We start from the raw sequence: 18370 nt of genomic DNA, 5'->3' as shown, positions 1-18370 counted from the left end.
AAAACCAGACGAACTAAAGAGAAAGCTGGGCCCCGCAGGGGAGGGGTTTCTGGACAAACACCACTCTTTCTGGGTGGGGGGGTGTGGGCTATCTGCGCTCGCGAAACGTTGTCGAACAACAAATACCCAGCACTCAACGGAGGGGTTAGCAGGTGGTGGTGAGGGTCAGCCAGTCGGCGCGGTCGTTGTAGCCGCCGTCGGACGCGTCGCCCACTTCGAGGGTCAGGTCGCGGACGCCCGTCACGTCCACGTCGAACGCGATCGCCTCGCCCCGCTCCACCAGGCCGCTGCTCCAGAGGGTCTTTCCGTCGCCGACGACGTCGAACGTCGCCGTGCCGCCCTCCGGCCCGACCGTGCCGACGACGTCGTCGATGCCGACGCTCCCGGTCAGCGCGGTGCACGCGCCGCCGAGGTAGTACCGCACGTGCGACGGCGTGGCGACGCCGATCCCCGTCTCGTGCACGACGCCGGCCACCGTGAGGGGGCTGCCGCCGCCCACGCTCTGGTCGACCGTGGGCTCCATCCAGCCGCTGCTCGCGCTCACCCACGGGTGCCGCGAGAGCACGACGCCGCCGCCGGACGGCGCCGCGGGCGCGACCGTCACGCGCGACGGCGGCGTGGTGACCCGCCCGGAGCCGGACGAGACGGACGCGGCGACGTCGTACGCGCCGGTCCCCGTTCCTGCCGGGACCGACACCGCGAACGCGACCGTGGCCGAACCGCCCGGTCGCACGACCCGCGGGGCGGCACCCAGCGCGCGGGCCGTCCAGCCCTCGGGGACCGTCAGCGAGACGCGCGGGTCGCGCACGGGCGCGCTGCCGTCGTTGTGCAGCGTCACCTCGGTCGTCAGCCGGTCGCCGGCCGCGGCCAGCAGGTCGGTGGTGGGCGCCACGGCGTCGGCCCCGACGGACGTGAACGCGGGCGGGGACGCGACCAGGCGCGGGGCGCCGTCGTGCCGGGTGGGCGTGACCCGCAGCAGCGCGGCGCCGTGCGCCGGTACCGCCGCCCGGATCGTGCCCGACGACTGCGTGCGGGCGTCCGTCCAGGTGTCCAGCACGGCGAAGGACCGGCCGTGCAGGCCCAGGTCACGGGCGGTCGTGGCCACCTCGGCGGGCCGGTCGCCGCGGTTCAGCAGCGCGACGGCGACCGAGCCGTCCGCGAGCGGCTTGGCCCACGTCTCCGTGGTGCCGGCCGCGCCGACCCGGGTGCCCTGGACGCCGAGCCGGTCCTGGTCGATCGCCAGCACGTCCTCGTCCAGCAGGATGTTCATCGACTCCTGGCTGAGCGTGCGCGGGTCGCTGGAGATGACGAGCGGCGCCGCCGCGACGGTCCACAGCGACATCTGCGTGCGGAACTCCTCGGTGGTCATGCCGAGCTCCGGGCCCAGGTAGTCCGGGTCGCTGAACCTGCCCGGACCGGCGACCTCCGGGTGCCGGGCGTTGGCGTCGAAGTTGCGCAGCACGTCCTTGAACTGGATCTGCCCCACGAACCCGACGTCGGTGTAAGTGCGCCACGACTCCGCGATGTCGGGGGCGTAGGTCCACGACCACGTGGACTGCTGCTCCTCCGGGTAGTCGCCCCAGTCCGGGGAGGTCACCGGGTTGCACAGGTTGAAGATCATGGGCCGGCCGGAGCTGTTGTTCCGCAGCGCGTCCGAGAACGCGGTGAACGCCTCCTGCGGGTCCAGGTCGGCGGTGATGCCGCACAGGAAGTCGACCTTGACGGCGTCGTACCCCCACTCCGCGAAGGTGTCGGCGTCGGTCTGGTAGTGGCCGCCGCTGCCCAGGCCGCAGGTGCCCGGGATGTACGGGCCGGCGTCGGTGTAGATGCCGGCGCGCAGGCCGCGGTCGTGGATCTCGTCGGCCAGCGCCGCCATGCCGTCGGGGAACCGCGCGGGGTCGCCCTGCAGGCGGCCGTCCGCGCCGCGCGGCACGTCGGCCTGCCAGCCGCCGTCGAGCCAGACGATGTCGTAGCCCGCGTCCGCGAGCCCGGACGAGACCAGGAAGTCGGCCACGTCCAGCACCTCGTCGGCACTGAAGTCGCCGCCGAGGCCGTAGTAGGTGTTCCAGCCCTGGTAGGGCGTGGGGCTGGGGCTGTCGGACGCCGAGGCGGCGTCGGGGCCGGCGGGCGCGGGGCCGACGGCGGGCGCGGCCGGCGCCGCCGTGGCACCCGCCGCCAGGCCGGTCGCGGCCAGGGCTGTCGTGAGCAGGGCGGCACTCGTCCTCGCCGCCCAGGTTCGTACGGTGAACATCCAGGGTCTCCTGACGTCGTCGTCGGCTCGGCCGGGGCCGAGGGGAGGGAACCCGCCCAGCAAACCCCGCGCCCCGGCCCCGACGGAATGCAGAGGACGACGCACCCGCCTGGACGATCCGACGCGGGAGCGTCTGCCCGCACGAGACGTCAGCGGTCGTGCAGCCCCCGGCGGAAGTCCGTCGGGCTGCACGAGTGCACGCTGCGGAACTGCCGGGAGAAGTAGAACGGGTCCGGGTAGCCCACCGAGCGCGCGATGTCGGCGACGGGCAGCTCCGTGGTGATGAGCAGCTCGCACGCCCGCGCCATCCGCAGCCGCTTGACGTACTCGACAACCCCGCCGCCCGTCGCCGCCCGGAAGCGCGCGGAGAAGTGCGACGTGCTCAGCCCGAACCGGCGGGCGAGCGCCGCGACCTCGACGACGGCGTCCAGGTGCGTGCGCAGGTACTCCTGGGCGGCCCGGACCGGTTCGCCGCGCACCGGGCTGCCCGCGGCGGCGTCGGCCCCGATCTGCGCGAGCACCGACCACGCGGCGCCCGCGCAGCGCAGCAGGCTGGGGTAGGTCTCGTCGGTCTCCAGGGCGTCGACGACGCGTTCGAGGTCGGCGACGACGCGCACCAGGTCGTGCACCTCGACGACGGCGACGTCGTCCGGCCCGGCGTGCGCGGCCAGGTGCTGCTCGAACTCGGCGGCGTCGTCGCCCCGGACGTGCATCCACCAGATCGTCCATGGGTCGTCGTCGTCCGCCCAGTACTCGTGGGGCACGCCCGCGGGGATCACCAGCGCCTGAGCAGCGCCGATACGGTGCAGGCCGCCCGGGGTGCGGCACCAGCCGCGCCCGGCGGACGACACGATGACGATGGTCCCGACGGCGCCCTGCCGGCGCACCCGCCCGTGGTTCGTGGCGTGCGGAAAATAGCCCGCGTCCGTGACCAGCAGGCGTGAGGTGGGGCCCGCCTTCGACGTCGCGCGGACCACGGTCGTCGGCAGCACGCGCAGGCGCTGCCCGGGGAAGCCGTCACGGATTCTCACCACTGGAGGGTAGCGCCGTCCGCCCGCCCGCGTCAGCGGGCCGCCCGGCGCCCCGGAATCGTCGGATCGTCCAGGCAGTTAAGTCGATACGTCGCTTCCCGCGGTACCCGGGAGGTTCGTAGCGTCGGACCCATGCTCGATGTGGAGTCCGTGCTCGACCTTCCCGCCCGGCCCGACGACCTGGCCGGTCGGGCCGCGGCCGCCTGGGAGGCGCCGCTCACCCTGACCACCTACGAACCCCTGCCGCCCGACCGGTTCCCGGCGTACCTGGACCGGCGCGTCTACCAGGGGTCGTCCGGCCGCGTGTACCCCCTGCCGTTCCACCACCAGATCGCCGACGAGCCCCGCCCGCGCGACTGGCAGGCGGTGCACCTGGAGAACGAGTGGCTGCGCGTGGTCGTGCTGCCGGAGCTGGGCGGGCGCATCCACGTGGCCCGGGAGCGCGGCAGCGGCCGGGACTTCTTCTGGACCAACCCGGTGATCAAGCCGGCGCTGGTGGGCCTGGCGGGGCCGTGGGTGGCGGGTGGCGTGGAGCTCAACTGGCCGCAGCACCACCGCCCGGCCACCTACCTGCCGGTCGACGTCGAGATCGAGGAGGAGCCGGACGGCGCCGTCGTGGTCTGGTGCTCCGACCACGACCCGTTCACCCGGATGAAGGGCATGCACGGCGTGCGGCTGCGCCCGGACAGCGCAGTGCTGGAGCTGACGGTGCGGCTCTACAACCGCAGCGAGCTGCCCCAGTCGTTCCTGTGGTGGGCCAACGTGGCGGCCAAGGTCGACGACGACTACCAGTCCTTCTTCCCGCACGACGTGACGTACGTGGCCGACCACGCGCGGCGCGCCATCACCGCGTTCCCGCACGCCGACCGCCCCTACTACGGCGTCGACTACCCGGCGCTCGCGGACCGGGGCGGCGACCGCCTCGACTGGTACCGCAACATCCCGGTGCCCACGTCGTACATGTGCCTGGCGAGCGACGAGGAGTTCTTCGGCGGCTACGACCACGCGGCGCGGCTCGGGTTCGTGCACGTCGCCGACCGCGCGCTCTCGCCCGGCAAGAAGCAGTGGACCTGGGGCAACGCCCCGTTCGGCCACGCCTGGGACGCCAACCTGGCTGACGACGGCTCCCACTACGTGGAGCTCATGGCCGGCGTGTTCACCGACAACCAGCCCGACTTCGCCTTCCTCGCCCCGGGCGAGACCAAGGTCTTCTCCCAGTACTGGTACCCGTTCCGCGAGGTCGGCCCGGTGGACCGGGCCACGCTCGACGCCGCGGTCCGGCTGGAGCGGACGGGACCGGGCGGGGCCGACGGCGCGGGGCCGACGACGGCCCGCGTTGGCGTCGTCGTGCCGCGCCCCCTGGACGATCTGACGGTCACGCTCTCGGCCGACGGCGCGGTGCTGACCGCCGACGTCGTCGCCGCGGACCCGACCCGCCCCGCCCTGCTGGCTCACGACGTCCCCGCCGGCGCGGGCCCCCTCACGGTCACGGTGACCCACGGGGACCGGACCCTGGTCACGTGGACCGAGACCCCGGCCGGCGCTTCCCGGGACGAGGCCGAGCCCGACCCCGCAGAGGAGCCGCCCGCGCCCGACGAGGTGGGCACCGTCGAGGAGCTGGCGCTCATCGCGGCGCATCTCGACCTGTACCGGCACGCGACGCGCTCGCCCGAGCCGTACTGGCGCGCGGCGCTCGACCGGGACCCGGGGCACGTCGACAGCCTGGTGGGCCTGGCCCGGCGTGCCTACGTGGCGGGCGACCCGGAGGCGGCGCGCGACCTCCTGGAGCGCGCCGTCGCGCGGCTGACCCGCCTGCACCGCAGCCCCCGCGACACCACGGCGGTCTACCTGCTCGGCCTGGTCCGCGAGGAGCTCGGCGACGACTCGGGCGCCTACGACGCCTACGCGCAGGCCGCATGGTCGCGGGGCTGGCGCGCCCCCGCGGGCTACCGGATGGCGCGGCTCGACGCGCGCGCCGGACGGTACGAGGCCGCCCTGGCCCGGCTGGCCGACGTGCGCCGCACCGAGCCCGACCACCTCCAGGCGCTCGCCCTGACCGTGGTGTGCCACGGGCGGCTGCGCCGGCCCGCCGACGCCGCGGCCGTGCTGACGACCGCCCGGGCTCTCGACCCCCTCGACGCCTGGCTGCGGCACCTGGACGGGCAGCCCGCCAGCGGCGACGCCCAGACCCTGCTCGACGTCGCGATCGAGCTCGCCGGGGTGGGGGAGCACGACGCCGCGCTCGCCTGCCTGGCGGAGGCCGAGGCCCGCGAGGACCACCGGCCCGCCGGGCAGACCGCCGTCCGGCCGCTGCTCGCCTACCACCGCGCGCACGTGCTGCGGCTCGCCGGCCGCCCCGACGAGGCCGCCGCCGAGCGGGCCCGGGCCCGCGACCTGGACGCCACGTGGTGCTTCCCGGGCCGCCTCGCGGACGCCGCGGTGCTGCGCGAGGCGGCCGACGCCGACCCGGCCGACGCTCGCGCGCGGTCGCTCCTGGGGCACTGGACCTACGCCGCCGGACGCCGGGCCGACGCCCTGGCGCTGTGGCGGGCGGCCGTCGCCCTCGACCCGTCCGACGCCGTTGCCTGGCGCAACATCGGCCTGGCCGCCGTCAACCACGAGCGCGACCTGACCGCCGCCCAGGAGGCCTACGCCGGCGCGCTCGCGGCCGCTCCGGACGACGCCCGGCTGCGCTACGAGCGCGACCAGCTCGCGGCGCTGACGGGCGAGACCCCGGCGGCCCGGCTCACCGCGCTGCTCGGGGACCATGCACCTGCTGCCAGTCCGGGGGCGGTTCTGGCAGCAACTGCATGGTCCGCGAGCGGGCCGGACCAGCCGTCGGCCCTCGACCGTGACGACCTCGCCGTCGAGGCCCTGCACCTCCTGATCACGGAGGGCCGGGCCGCCGAGGCCCTGACGATCCTCGGCGGACGCCGGCTGCACCCGTGGGAGGGCGGCGAGGGCCAGGCCCTGCTCGCCTGGGACCGCGCGCAGACCCACCGCGCGCTGGACGCGCTCGCGGAGGGGCGGGCCGCGGACGCCGTCGGGCACGTGCGGGCGGCCCTTGCCCCGCCGCCCACCCTCGGGGAGGCGCGGCACCCGCTGGCGAGCACGGCGAACCTGCACCTGTTGCTGGGCGACGCGCTCGCGGCGGCCGCCGGCACGGGGGCGGCCGCCGGCTACCAAGCAGAGGCCGACGCCGCCTGGCGCACCGCCGCCGCCCAGCGCGGCGACTTCGTCGAGATGAGCACGCAGGAGCACGGCGAGCAGACCTTCTGGACGGTCCTCGCGCTGCGCCGCACCGGCGACACCGCTGCCGCCGACGACCTGACGGCGGCGCTGCGCGCCTACCGCGACACGTACGCCGTCGAGGTGCCGCGCGTGGACTACTTCGCCACCTCGCTGCCCGACCTCCTGCTGTTCGAGGAGGACCCGCTGCGGGCGCGGGACCGGCGCGTGCTCGTGCTGGACGCGCAGCTCGCGCTGCTGTCCGGCGACACCGCGACGGCCGAGGCCCTGCTGCAGCGCCCGGAGCTCGCGGCGTCCCGGCACGCGGCCGACCTGCGCCACGCCGTCGCCCGCCGCGGCGACACACTGCTGCACCAGTCCGCCGACCCGAAGGAGTACTCGGCATGACCACCCTGCTCACGACCCCGGACCGCCCGCGCGTGGTGACCCTGTGGGACTTCACCTGGTACACGCGCACCGGCCCGGGCGAGCCGTTCGAGGACCTCGACCGCGCGTTCGCGGAGGCCCGGGAGCGCGGCTACGACACCATCCGGATCTGCGCCATGCCGTTCCTGCTGTTCCGGTCGGGCCTGGACACCTCCGCGCTGGAGCTCGGCCCGCTCGGCGGCGAGTTCGGGCAGCGCACCCGCTGGTACGACGTGCGCCGCGAGACGACGATCGACGCCCGCGCCCACCTGCTGGAGCTGTTCCGGGCGGCGGACCGGCACGACGTCGGCGTCATCGCGTCGTCCTGGGAGTACCAGCAGTCGCCGTCGTTCGCGGGGACGCCGGACTGGTACGAGGCGCTGCACGCGGTCGACCCCGAGGAGCGGGCCGAGGTGCTGGCCGACGCCCACGCCGACCTGGTGGACCTGCTGGAGGCGGAGGGCCTGGCCCACCGCCTGCTGCTCACCGAGCTCCACAACGAGGTGCAGATCGGCTACCTCGCCGACGGGCTGGGCGTGGGCCGCGGCGACGACGCCGTCCGCGCGCTGACACCCCGGCTGGAGCGCGGCATCGCCCGGTTCCGCGAGCGGCACCCGGGCCGGCCGGTCACGGTGAACTACGCGGGCGTGCCGGTCGGCGCGCTGAGCGCCCTGCCCGCCGACCTCGACGCCCTGGTGGTGCACCCGTACGTGTACGGCGTGCTGCAGGAGCTGGTCGACACGTTCGGGCTGCGCGGCCCGGTCGAGGACTTCGACGAGGACAAGGCGCGCGAGCTGCTGCGCCCCGACGCGCCGGGCCTGGCCGCCTGGACGGTGCCGCCGGGCCAGGAGTGGCGCACGCGGGCCACGATCATGTCGCTGCCCGAGCTGTACGTGCACGACTGGTGCGACCCGCAGGCGTGGGACCGCTGGCTCTACGACCGGTGGGGCACGCACCGCCTGGCGATGCTCCAGAAGCTGACCCTGTGGCTGGAGGTGGCGGCCGACGTCGCCGCGGCCCGCGGCATCCCGCTGATCCTCGGCGAGGGCTATGTGGGCTACACCCCGCTGCACGCCCGGTTCGAGGAGGACCCGGTCGGGGCGGAGATCTGCCGGCACGCGCTGCGCGAGGCCCGGCGGCTGGGCGCCTGGGGCGCTGTCGTCTGCTCCAATGCCGCACCCCAGCACCCGATGTGGTCCGATGTCGCGCTGCAGCGGGAGTGTGCGGCGATCCTTTCGGGCGCGGACCTACCCGCGCCCGTGATCTGAGCGGTACCAGGTGCGCCAACGAGGGCGCACGGAGGAGGAACAAGGATGTCCAAGCTGACGATCACGCGCCGCGAGCTGCTCGCGGGCGGTATGACGCTGGGTGCGGCGAGCCTGCTCGCCGCGTGCGTGGGGACGACGTCGGGCGGCGGCGGGGGTGGCGGTGCGACCACCGGCGCGATCACGCTGCAGAACTCGATCCAGGACGCCGACCCCAAGGCCGCACTGGAGGCCCTGGTCAAGGCCTTCCCCGACGGTGAGGTCACGCTGAACTCGGTGGCCACCGAGCAGTTCCGCGCGCAGCTCACCAACTACCTGCGCTCCGGCGACTCGCCGGAGGTGCTGAGCTGGTACGCCGGGTCCGTGGCGCGGTCCTACGCCGAGGAGGGGCTGCTCCTGGACGTGTCGTCGCTGTGGCAGGGCGACGGCCCGTGCGCCGGCTACTCCGACGCGCTGCGCAGCCTGTCCAGCGACGCCTCGGGCAAGCAGATCTTCGTGCCCACGAGCTACTACTGGTGGGGCGTCTTCTACAAGAAGTCGGCGTTCGAGAAGTGGGGCGTCGAGGCGCCGACGTCGTGGGACGAGTTCCACGCGCTGTGCGAGAACCTCAGCGGCCAGGGCATCGTGCCCCTGACCAACGGCCTGTCGTCGACGCCGTGGATGGCGTCGGGCTGGTTCGACTACCTGAACCTGCGGGTCAACGGCGCGCAGTACCACCGCGAGCTGCTGGCGGGCGAGCACGCCTTCAACGACCCCGAGGTCGTGGCCGTCATGGAGGAGTACAAGCGGCTCATCCCGTACTTCGACAAGAACGCGGCGTCCTACACCGCCCAGGATGCCGCGACCCCCGTGGCCCAGGACAAGTCGGCGATGTACCTCAGCGGCACGTTCGTCACCACGTACTTCCCCGAGGACCAGCGCGACGACATCGACTTCTTCTCCGTGCCGGTCATCAACGACTCCGTGCCGACGGCGGAGGAGGCGCCGACCGACGGGTTCTTCGCGTCCGCGAACAGCGACAACCACGAGGGCGCCCTCGACCTGCTCGCCTACCTCGCCTCGACGAAGTCCCAGCAGCAGTACATCGAGCAGTCGAAGTCGGCGAACCTGCCGACCTCGCCCGACGTCGACACGTCCTCGTTCAGCCCGCTGGTCCAGAAGGGCATCGAGCTGCTGAACAACACGCAGGAGATCACGCAGTTCTTCAACCGCGACTCCTCCGACGCCCTCCAGGCCACCGCCGACACCGCCCTGACCAAGTTCCTCGCCGACCCGGGCTCCATGAAGAAGACCCTCGACGAGTGGCAGAAGGCGGCCGAGGGGGTCTTCGCGTCGTGAGCGCGCAGCCGTCCACCACGACGACCCGCCGCCCCAACCGGTTCGCGCGCGTCCCGCTGCTCGTCTGGGTCTTCCTGCTGGTCCCGTTCGTGGTCGAGCTGTTCTGGGTGTTCTGGCCGGCCGCCAACTCGTTCTCGCTCGCCCTGACCCGCTGGGACGGGATCGGCCTGGCCGAGCCCGTGGGCCTGCAGAACTTCCGCGACCTGGCCGCCGACCCGATCTTCCTGACCGCCCTGCGCAACAACGTGATCTGGGTGCTCGGGTTCGGCGGGCTGTCCGTGGTGGGCGGCCTGGTCCTCGCGGTCACCCTGAACAAGCCCGGTCCCCTGGTCGGGCTGTACCGCAGCGCGATCTACCTGCCGATGGTTGTCTCGCTCGCCGTGAGCGGCCTCTTCTGGCGCGTCATGTACGCGCCGGAGGGGCCCATCAACGGCACCCTCGGCCTGCTCGGCCTCGAGTCCCTGGAGCGCCAGTGGCTCGCCGACCCCGCCGTGGCGCTCTGGGCCGTGCTCATCGCCGCCGTCTGGCGCCAGGTCGGCTACATCATGGTGCTCTACCTGGCCGGCCTCAAGGGCACCGACGGCACGCTGGAGGAGGCCGCCGCCGTCGACGGCGCCAATGCGTGGCAGCGGTTCTGGCGCATCGTCATGCCGCAGCTGCGCGGCGTGAACACCGTGGTCTTCGCCGTGACCGTCATCGACTCGCTGCGCACCTTCGACATCGTCTGGGCGATGACCCGCGGCGGCCCCTACAACGAGACCCAGCTGCTGAGCACCTACATGTTCCAGCAGGCCTTCACCACGGGGAACCTCGGCTACGCCTCGGCCATCGCGGTGGTCATCTTCGCCCTCGCGATCGGCTTCATCATCACCTACCTCGCCCGCCAGGCCCGGACGGAGGACTGACATGTCAGCACTCGCCCCACCCGCCGCGACCGGCGCCCCGACGGCGGCCCGCACCCGGCCCGCCGCCCGGCGTCGCCGGCCGCGTCCCGCCCGCTCGCCGTGGCTGCACGTCGCGATGATCCCGGTCACGCTGCTGTGGCTGAGCCCCATCGTGTTCGTGCTGTTCGTCGCGGTGCGCTCCTACGACGACATCGCCGGCCGCGGCCTCGGCGCCCTCCCGGCGTCGTTCAGCCTCGACGGCTTCGCCACCGCCCTGACCGAGGGCGGCGTGCTGCGCTCCCTCGGCAACAGCGCGCTGGTCACCGTGTGCGCCGTGGTCCTCTCGCTGGCGCTGTCGTCCTTCGCCGCGTACGCCCTGAGCCGGTTCGACATCCCCGGACGCCGCACCATCCTGCTCACCATGCTCGCCGGCAACCTCCTGCCGCCGCAGATCCTGCTCGTGCCGGTCGCGTCCATCACCGACGCCGTCGGCATCGCCGACACCCTCACCGCGCTCGTCATCGTGCAGGTCGGGTTCGGCATCGGCTTCTACACGTTCGTGCTGCACGGGTTCATGCGCGGCCTGCCGAACGAGGTCTTCGAGGCCGCGCGGCTCGACGGCGCCGGCCCCGGCGGCATCTTCTGGCGCATCGTGCTGCCGCTGTCGCGGCCGTCGCTGGCGGCGCTCGCAGCCCTGGCCACCACCTGGATCTTCAACGACCTGATCTGGGCGATGACGGTGCTGCGCAGCGAGGCCAAGTTCCCGATCACCGCCGCCCTGCTCAACCTGCAGGGTGGGTTCGCGAGCGCCTGGAACGTGGTGGCGGCAGGCTCGTTGATAGCGGCCGTGCCGACGGCGATCGTGTTCTTCCTCTTCCAAAAGCAGTTCGTGTCGGGACTTCTCGTAGGAGCCAACAAGTGACCTGGATTCTTCCGACCCGGTCGGGTCAGTACGTCGTGGGGCTCGCGCCGCGCGGGGCGGGGCTGGTCGCCGTCGGCTGGGGGCCTGGTGCCGACGGGGCGGTGCCGCCCGTGGCGGCGACGTCGTCCTTCGAGGCTGACCTCGACCTGCTGCCGCTGGAGGCCACGGCGCTCGGCACGCGCAACGTGCACGGCGCCGAGCTGGTGGTCCGGCGCGCGGACGGCGTCCGGGGCGCGCGGCTCGCCGTCTCCGGCGAGGTCACGCTTGCTTCGGACGACGACGGCGGCACGCACCTGGTCTGCCCGCTCGCCGACGAGGTGCTGGGCCTGGCCGTGACCCTGCACCTCCGGACCCACCCGGGCCACGACGTCGTGGAGAAGTGGGCCGAGCTGCGCAACGACTCGGCGCACACGATCGAGGTGCTGCGCGGGTGGGGCGGGGTGTTCGCCGTCCCTGCTTCCGGTGGGGCGCGCGTGGACCTGCTGGGTGGTGCGTGGTCGCGGGAGTTCACGCCGTTCGAGACGACGCTGGGCGCGGGCACGCTGAGCATCGGCAGCCGGCAGGGCATCACGTCGCACACGTACTCGCCGGTCGTGACGGTGGTGCCCGCCGGAACGGACGGGGGCGTCCGCTCGCCCGGAACGGACGGGGGCGTCCGCTCCGCCGGAACGGACGCCCCCGTCCGGTACGGCGTCGCGCTCGCCTGGAGCGGCTCGTGGCGCATGGCGCTCGACGCCGTCCCGTTCGCCGACCACGTCCGCGTCTCCGCCGGGCCGGACGACGAGTCGGGCATCCTCACGCTCGCCCCCGGCGACACCCTGACCACACCGGCACTGGCCGGGGTACGCGTCGAGGGCGACGCCGACGACCTCGCGCAGGCCTGGCACGACTACGAGGCGACGCTGGCCCGCACGCGCGGACCCGAGCACCGGCCGGTGGTCTACAACTCGTGGTTCGCCACGACGTTCGACGTCCGCGTGGAGCACCAGCTCCGGCTCGCCGCGGCGGCCGCGCAGGTGGGCGCGGAGGTCTTCGTGGTCGACGACGGCTGGTTCCGCGGTCGCACCACCGACCGGGCGGCGCTGGGTGACTGGGAGGTCGACACCGAGCGGATCCCGGGCGGGCTCGGGCCGCTGGCCGAGGGGGTCAAGGCGCTCGGCATGCGGTTCGGCCTGTGGGTCGAGCCGGAGGCCGTGAGCCCCGACAGCGACCTGTACCGCGCGCACCCGGAGTGGGCGCACCACGTCGACGGGCGCCCCCTGGAGACGCTGCGCCACCAGTACATGCTCAACCTCGGCCTCCCGGAGGTCGAGGAGTGGGTGCTCGGGACGCTGCGCCGCCTGCTGGCCCACACCGACATCAGCTACCTCAAGTGGGACATGAACCGGTCCATCGCCGACGGCGGGCGCACCGCCCCGGGCGGCGACGACTGGTCGTGGCGGCACACCCAGGCCTACTACCGCGTGCTCGACGCCCTGCGCGCCGAGTTCCCCCACGTCACCGTCGAGGCGTGCGCGGGCGGCGGCGGCCGGATCGACCATGCGGTGCTCGCGCGCACCGACGTCGTCTGGCCCAGCGACGAGACGGGGCCGCGCGACCGGCTGGCGATCCAGCACGGGTTCCTGGGCGTGCTGCCCGCGTGGGCCATGAGCTCGTGGGTCACCGACCTGCCCGACCAGCTCGACCCCGACCGGGAGAGCGCACCGGCGAGCCTGGAGTTCCGGTTCGTCGTCGCGATGGCCGGGGTGCTCGGCATCGGGGCAGACCTCCTGGCCTGGGACGACGCGACCCGCGAGCGGGCGGCGTCGTTCGTCGACCTGTACCGCTCGATCCGTCCGGCGGTGCACACCGGGCGCGTCCGGCGGCACGGCGCCCCGGCCGACCCGGCGTGCGCGGTCCAGTACACCGGCCCGGACACCGTGGTGGTGCTGGCCTGGCGTCGTGCCGACGCTGGCCTCACCGTGCGCCTGGGCGACCTGGACCCGGACGCGCGGTACCGGGTGCGGGGCGAGGACGGGGTGCGGACGGGCGCGGCCCTCGCGGCCGACGGCCTGGACGTGCCGTGGACCTGGCAGGACTGCGACGTCGTCCTGCTGGACCGGGTGTGACGGGGCCGGGCGCGGGCCGGCCGCTCGCCGTCCGCACCGACCCGGCCCTGGGCGGCCGCTGGACCTCGCTGGCAACGCCGGAGCGCGAGTGGCTCTGGCGCAACCCGCGGGTCCCGGCGGCGGCCCGGGCGGGCGTCGCCCCCGGCGACCCGTTCGTCGACGCGGGCGGCGGCGAGGAGTGCCTGCCCACGATCGGCGGGCCGAGCGACCACGGCGAGGTGTGGTCCCGGCCCTGGTCGGACGGCGGCGACGGCGCGGCGCGCGTCCGGGCCGGGAACCTCGCCCTGAGCCGCCGCCTCCGGGCGGACGGCGGCGTGGTCCGCGCCCGCTACACGATCGACGGCCAGCCCGGCGCCGGCCTGCTGCACGCGGTGCACCTGCTGCTCGACCTCGGTCCGGACGCGCGCCTGGAGGTCCCCGGCCGCCCGGACACCCTCGTGGTCGAGTGGCCGGAGCCGGGCGCGACGACGGCCAGCACCTGGCCGGACGGCAGGGGAGTGCCGCTCGACGTCCTCGGCCCCGACGACGGGACCGCCCGGTGCGCCGTGGTCGCGACCGACCGGCTCGACGTCGTGGACGGCGCCGACCGGCTCGCGCTGCGCTGGGGCGTCGGGCCGGGGTACGCCGCCCCGGTGTCGCTCGTGGTGTGGCGCAACCTCGGCGGCTGGCCGGACGACGGCCCGTACCGGTCGGTCGGCGTCGAACCGATGCTCGGCGCGGAGACGAACCTCGACCGCGCGGCCCCGGACCGGCTGGCACACCTGGACGGGCGCGGCCGGCTGGAGTGGTGGCTGGACGCGCGCGCAACGCGTGCCGCCCAGAATCTTCCACTGTAAGAATTTCGTCGCTACGATCGTCGGCGGTGCTCAGCGACGCGGCCGCAACGGGGTGGCCGGGGAGAGGCCGTGCCGAACGAAGGAGTTCCATGCCGACGACGCCTGTGACATCCGTGCAGCTCTACTCCGTCCGCGACGCGATAGCCGAGGACCTGGACGCCACCGTGGCGCGCCTGGCCGAGATCGGCCTGAGGCACGTGGAGCCGTACGCCTTCCACGAGCGCACCGACGACTACCTGCGGGCGTTCGCCGCGACGGGCGTGACCGCGCCGTCGGGCCACGCGCCCGTGCTCGCGGCCGAGACCCCGGAGGCGATCTTCGACGCCGCCGTCGCGCTGGGGATGGGCACCGTGATCGACCCGTTCCTGCCCGCCGAGGAGTGGCAGACCGCCGACCAGGTGGCCCGGCTCGCGGAGCGCGTGAACGGGCTGGCGGCGCTCGCCGCCGAGCGGGGGCTGGAGTTCGGGTACCACAACCACGCCTGGGAGCTGGGCACCCGTCTCGGCGACCAGCACGCCCTGGAGGTGTTCGTCGAGGACCTGGCGCCCGAGGTGGTGCTGGAGGTCGACACGTACTGGGCGGCCGTCGGGGGAGCGGACGTCCCGACGCTGCTGGCCGTGCTGGGCGACCGGGTGCGCCTGATCCACGTCAAGGACGGCACGCTGGACGGCGACGTCGACCGGCAGCAGCCGGCGGGATCCGGCGAGGTCGACGTCTCCGCGATCCTGGCGGCGGCCCCGGCGGCGACCCGGGTGATCGAGTTCGACGCGTACGGCGGGGACGTGTTCGAGGGCATCGCGCAGTCGCTCGCATGGCTGTCGGAGCACGACCGATGAGCGCGGCGGGCACGGGTGCCGCGGGTGTCGGCATCGTCGGGGCCGGCAACATCTCGACCCAGTACCTGGAGAACCTGACCCGGTTCGCCGACGTCGAGGTCCGGTTCGTCGCCGACCTCGACCTCGCCCGCGCCGCCGAACGGGCGCGGGAGTACGGCGTGGCGGCGTCGGGCAGCGTGGACGAGCTGCTGGCCCGGGACGACGTCGACGTGGTCGTGAACCTGACCGTCCCGGCGGTGCACACCGAGGTGGGGCATCGGATCCTGGCGGCCGGCAAGCACGTGTGGAGCGAGAAGCCGGTCGCCCTCGACGCAGACGCCGCGGCTGCCCTGCTGGCGGACGCCGAGGCGCGCGGCCTCCGCGTCGCGTGCGCCCCGGACACGGTGCTGGGCGCGGGCATCCAGACGGCGCTGCGGGCGATCGCGCGCGGCGACATCGGCGAGCCGCTGACGGCGACCACGATGTTCCACGTGCCCGGGCCGGAGGCCTGGCACCCGAGCCCCGACTTCCTGTTCGCGCACGGCGGCGGCCCGCTGTTCGACATGGGGCCGTACTACGTGACGACGCTCGTGCACGTGCTCGGCTCCGCGACCCGGGTCCAGGCGGTGGCCTCGACCTCCCGCCAGACCCGCACCATCGGCAGCGGCCCGCGGGCGGGCGAGGTGTTCCCGGTCGAGGTGCCGACCCACCACGCCGCGATCATCGAGTTCGGCGAGGGGCGGTCGGCGCAGTCGACGTTCTCGTTCCAGCACGCGCTGCCCCGCAGCGGGTTCGTCGAGGTCAACGGCACCGAGGGCACGATCGTGCTGCCCGACCCGAACGGGTTCGACGGCGCCTCGTCCCTGTGGCGCTACGGCTCCGACGAGCCGACGGCGCTGCCGGCGTCCTGCCCGGAGTTCGGGCGCGGGGCCGGCGTCGTCGACCTGGTGCGCTCGATTCGCGACGGGGGCACCGAGCGGGCGTCGGGCGCCGTGGCGGCGCACGTCCTGGACATCCTGCTCGGGATCCGGGACGCCGCCGCGGCCGGTCAGCCCGTGAAGATCACGTCGGCCGTGTCACCGGTCGCGCCGCTGCCGGAGGGCTGGGACCCGGCGGAGGCGACGGGGTAGGGGCCGGTTCTGCCTCGCCGGGCCGGCCGCCGGGCCGGCGGGCTGGCCGGCGGGCGGGCTGGTTGGCGGGCGGGCGGGCTGGTTGGCGGGTTGGCCGGCGGGTTTGCTGGCGGGTTTGCTGGCGGGTTTGCTGGCGGGCTGGCGGGCTGGCGGGCTGGCGGGCTGGCGGGCTGGCGGGTGGGCTGGTTGGCGGGTTTGCTGGCTGGCTGGCTGGCTGGCCGGCTCGACGAGGCAAGGTGTACTCGGACGGCACCCGTCGGGCGGGCTGAATTCCGATCGTGCTGGACCCGCAATATCCGGCCAGGCCGAACTATCCGGCTGGGCCGGCAAAGCCGGGTCACAGCCGAACGAAGTTCAGCCCACCCGACGGGTGCCGTCCGAGTACACATCGCGACCGGGCGGCGAGAGCCAGCGGTACGACGACGGCGACGGCGACCAGCACCGTGGGCGGCTCAGTCTGCTCAAGACGGGAGTTCGGCGGCGCGGTCCTGCGGGGCAGGGTTCCGCGGTCCCCGCCTGGGCCGGTCACCGGACCGCGCCCCCAGGAGCATCCGGCAGTGCTTCCGGCGCCCCGCCGGCAGGCCGCGCCCCGCCGGCAGGCCGCGCCTCGCCGGCAGGCCGCGCCTCGCCGGCAGGTCGCGCCCCGTCGGCAGGCCGCGCCCCGTCGGCGTGCCGCGAGCCGTCGCGCTCGCTGCCCGGCAGCAGGCGCTCCAGCAGCTCCAGCGACCGGCGCACGTCCACGGCCTCCGGGTCCAGCAACCACTGGAGCTGGAGGCCGTCGGACGCCGCGGCGACCAGCGCGGCGGCGTCGTCCGGGTCGATGTCCGGTGCGATCGCGCCGGAGGCCTGCCCCGCCCGGACCCGTTCGGCCAGGTCGGCGCGCACCCCGCGGAACCGGGCCCGCACGAACTCGCGGGTGTCCGGGTGCTGCTCCGCCTGGAGCGCGTCCGTGGTGAGCGTCGCGTACAGCTCGACCAGGCCGGGGATCGAACGGTTCCGCTCGGCGCTGCGCTCCATCAGGGCGACCGCCGAGACCTCCTCGGTCGGCGACGGCTCCGCGGCCCGCGCCTCGTGCGCCCGGTACACCTCGACGAGCAGCTCGTCACGGTGGGCGAAGTAGTAGCGCAGCGCGGCGTGCGAGACGCCGATGGCCTCGCCGATGGCCCGCAGGGACGCGCCCACGCCGCGCTCGGCGAAGACGGCGATCGCGCTCGTGAGGATCTGGGCGCGCCGTTCCGGGGCCCTGCGGTACGACCGTGCCTGGGCTCCCGCGTCGCCGTTCACCATGGGGGCCATCGTACGAACGGCCGCCAGGAAATCCCTGGGCGCGAGCGGGTGGAATGCGGCGCCCGTCCGCGGGGTTGCCGAGCGTATGACTACCTTCGGCATCATCGGAGCAGGACACATCGGCAGCCAGGTCGCCCGCGTGGCGATCGCGCAGGGCAACGAGGTCGTGATCGCCAACTCGCGCGGTCCCGAGACGCTCGCCGAGCTCGTCGAGGAGCTCGGGCCCAAGGCCCGCGCCGCGACCGCGCAGGAGGCGGCCGAGGCCGCCGACGTCGCCGTGATCTCGGTGCCGCTGAAGGCCTACCGCGACATCCCGGTGGAGCCGCTGGCGGGCAAGGTCGTGCTCGACACCAACAACTACTACTGGGAGCGCGACGGCCACATCGAGGCCCTGGACCGCGGCGAGGCGACCACGGCCGGCCTGCTCCAGGAGCACCTGCCGACGTCGAAGGTCGTGAAGGCGTTCAACCAGATCACGTCGCAGACGATCACCACCGACGGCACCCCCGCGGGCACCGAGAACCGCCGGGCCCTCGCCACGGCGAGCGACTACCCCGAGGCCGTCGAGCTGGTGACGCGGTTCTACGACGAAGCCGGCTTCGACACCGTGAGCGCCGGGCCGCTCAGCGAGTCCTGGCGCTTCGAGCGCGACCGCCCGGCCTATGTCTCCCGCCAGAACGCCGAGGAGCTCAAGGCGAACATGGCCAAGGCGCAGCGCGTCCTCTGACCCGGTCCGCCGGCACCGCCCGGAGGCGGTTGGGGGTCCGGCCCCCAACCCCTCCCACGCTCCCGGCTCCCCCTCTCGCCAGGTGCTTCAGCGCTTTGTGTGGACTTTCTTTGCGGTGGTGG

Annotated in this window: 13 protein-coding genes; 10 read left to right on the top strand and 3 right to left on the bottom strand. The window is 74.3% G+C overall.

Annotated elements, in window-relative coordinates:
• Window positions 1-145: 145 nt before the first annotated feature.
• Both ACFV9Q_RS10825 and ACFV9Q_RS10820 read right to left on the bottom strand, forming a co-directional pair.
• Window positions 146-2251 (bottom strand): NPCBM/NEW2 domain-containing protein, encoded by a 2106-nt coding sequence (locus ACFV9Q_RS10825; protein WP_377234418.1) that lies wholly within the window; start codon window positions 2249-2251, stop codon window positions 146-148.
• 149 nt (window positions 2252-2400) lie between these two features.
• Window positions 2401-3282: a helix-turn-helix domain-containing protein gene (locus ACFV9Q_RS10820; protein ID WP_377234417.1), complete on the bottom strand. Its 882-nt coding sequence runs from the start codon at window positions 3280-3282 to the stop codon at window positions 2401-2403.
• A gap of 132 nt (window positions 3283-3414) precedes the next feature.
• Here ACFV9Q_RS10820 and ACFV9Q_RS10815 point away from each other — a divergent pair, with 132 nt between their 5' ends.
• From ACFV9Q_RS10815 to ACFV9Q_RS10775, 9 genes are all read left to right on the top strand, one after another.
• Window positions 3415-6918, top strand: a complete 3504-nt coding sequence (locus tag ACFV9Q_RS10815; protein ID WP_377234416.1) for a DUF5107 domain-containing protein — start codon at window positions 3415-3417, stop codon at window positions 6916-6918.
• Entirely contained in the window at window positions 6915-8204 is a 1290-nt protein-coding gene (locus ACFV9Q_RS10810) for a cellulase-like family protein (RefSeq protein WP_377234415.1), read from the top strand. The genes ACFV9Q_RS10815 and ACFV9Q_RS10810 overlap by 4 nt, the downstream gene beginning before the upstream one ends.
• A 45-nt stretch (window positions 8205-8249) precedes the next feature.
• On the top strand, window positions 8250-9539 hold the full coding sequence (locus ACFV9Q_RS10805; protein WP_377234414.1) for an ABC transporter substrate-binding protein: 1290 nt from the start codon (window positions 8250-8252) through the stop codon (window positions 9537-9539).
• Window positions 9536-10444: a carbohydrate ABC transporter permease gene (locus tag ACFV9Q_RS10800; protein ID WP_377229862.1), complete on the top strand. Its 909-nt coding sequence runs from the start codon at window positions 9536-9538 to the stop codon at window positions 10442-10444. The genes ACFV9Q_RS10805 and ACFV9Q_RS10800 overlap by 4 nt, the downstream gene beginning before the upstream one ends.
• Before the next feature lies 1 nt (window position 10445).
• Window positions 10446-11345 (top strand): carbohydrate ABC transporter permease, encoded by a 900-nt coding sequence (locus tag ACFV9Q_RS10795; protein ID WP_377234413.1) that lies wholly within the window; start codon window positions 10446-10448, stop codon window positions 11343-11345.
• Complete coding sequence (locus ACFV9Q_RS10790; RefSeq protein WP_377234412.1) at window positions 11342-13453, top strand: alpha-galactosidase; 2112 nt, start codon at window positions 11342-11344, stop codon at window positions 13451-13453. The genes ACFV9Q_RS10795 and ACFV9Q_RS10790 overlap by 4 nt, the downstream gene beginning before the upstream one ends.
• A complete protein-coding gene (locus tag ACFV9Q_RS10785; protein ID WP_377234411.1) occupies window positions 13408-14289 on the top strand; it encodes a hypothetical protein in 882 nt (293 codons plus the stop codon). The genes ACFV9Q_RS10790 and ACFV9Q_RS10785 overlap by 46 nt, the downstream gene beginning before the upstream one ends.
• A gap of 89 nt (window positions 14290-14378) precedes the next feature.
• A complete protein-coding gene (locus ACFV9Q_RS10780) occupies window positions 14379-15125 on the top strand; it encodes a sugar phosphate isomerase/epimerase family protein (RefSeq protein ID WP_377234410.1) in 747 nt (248 codons plus the stop codon).
• Window positions 15122-16234, top strand: coding sequence for a Gfo/Idh/MocA family protein (locus ACFV9Q_RS10775; RefSeq protein WP_377234409.1), 1113 nt, complete (start codon window positions 15122-15124; stop codon window positions 16232-16234). Before ACFV9Q_RS10780 ends, ACFV9Q_RS10775 begins: the two co-directional genes overlap by 4 nt.
• A 525-nt stretch (window positions 16235-16759) precedes the next feature.
• Here the strand turns inward: ACFV9Q_RS10775 and ACFV9Q_RS10770 are convergent.
• On the bottom strand, window positions 16760-17521 hold the full coding sequence (locus ACFV9Q_RS10770) for a TetR/AcrR family transcriptional regulator (RefSeq protein ID WP_377234408.1): 762 nt from the start codon (window positions 17519-17521) through the stop codon (window positions 16760-16762).
• Here ACFV9Q_RS10770 and ACFV9Q_RS10765 point away from each other — a divergent pair.
• Window positions 17520-18248: an NAD(P)-binding domain-containing protein gene (locus ACFV9Q_RS10765; protein WP_377234407.1), complete on the top strand. Its 729-nt coding sequence runs from the start codon at window positions 17520-17522 to the stop codon at window positions 18246-18248. The two genes, ACFV9Q_RS10770 and ACFV9Q_RS10765, sit on opposite strands and share 2 nt — an antisense overlap.
• Window positions 18249-18370: the final 122 nt, after the last annotated feature.

Source organism: Promicromonospora sp. NPDC059942, assembly GCF_042731755.1.
Lineage (GTDB): Bacteria > Actinomycetota > Actinomycetes > Actinomycetales > Cellulomonadaceae > Promicromonospora.
Note: the sequence above shows the minus strand (reverse complement) of the source record. Positions and strands in the feature narration are given on the sequence as shown.

What these genes read in the sequence shown, in the direction of transcription:
- ACFV9Q_RS10770 (WP_377234408.1), bottom strand. Translation starts at nt 17,521, where the DNA reads ATGGTGAACGGCGACGCGGGAGCCCAGGCACGGTCGTACCGCAGGGCC.
- ACFV9Q_RS10795 (WP_377234413.1), top strand. Translation starts at nt 10,446, where the DNA reads ATGTCAGCACTCGCCCCACCCGCCGCGACCGGCGCCCCGACGGCGGCC.
- ACFV9Q_RS10775 (WP_377234409.1), top strand. Translation starts at nt 15,122, where the DNA reads ATGAGCGCGGCGGGCACGGGTGCCGCGGGTGTCGGCATCGTCGGGGCC.
- ACFV9Q_RS10825 (WP_377234418.1), bottom strand. Translation starts at nt 2,251, where the DNA reads ATGTTCACCGTACGAACCTGGGCGGCGAGGACGAGTGCCGCCCTGCTC.
- ACFV9Q_RS10805 (WP_377234414.1), top strand. Translation starts at nt 8,250, where the DNA reads ATGTCCAAGCTGACGATCACGCGCCGCGAGCTGCTCGCGGGCGGTATG.
- ACFV9Q_RS10810 (WP_377234415.1), top strand. Translation starts at nt 6,915, where the DNA reads ATGACCACCCTGCTCACGACCCCGGACCGCCCGCGCGTGGTGACCCTG.
- ACFV9Q_RS10780 (WP_377234410.1), top strand. Translation starts at nt 14,379, where the DNA reads ATGCCGACGACGCCTGTGACATCCGTGCAGCTCTACTCCGTCCGCGAC.
- ACFV9Q_RS10765 (WP_377234407.1), top strand. Translation starts at nt 17,520, where the DNA reads ATGGGGGCCATCGTACGAACGGCCGCCAGGAAATCCCTGGGCGCGAGC.
- ACFV9Q_RS10815 (WP_377234416.1), top strand. Translation starts at nt 3,415, where the DNA reads ATGCTCGATGTGGAGTCCGTGCTCGACCTTCCCGCCCGGCCCGACGAC.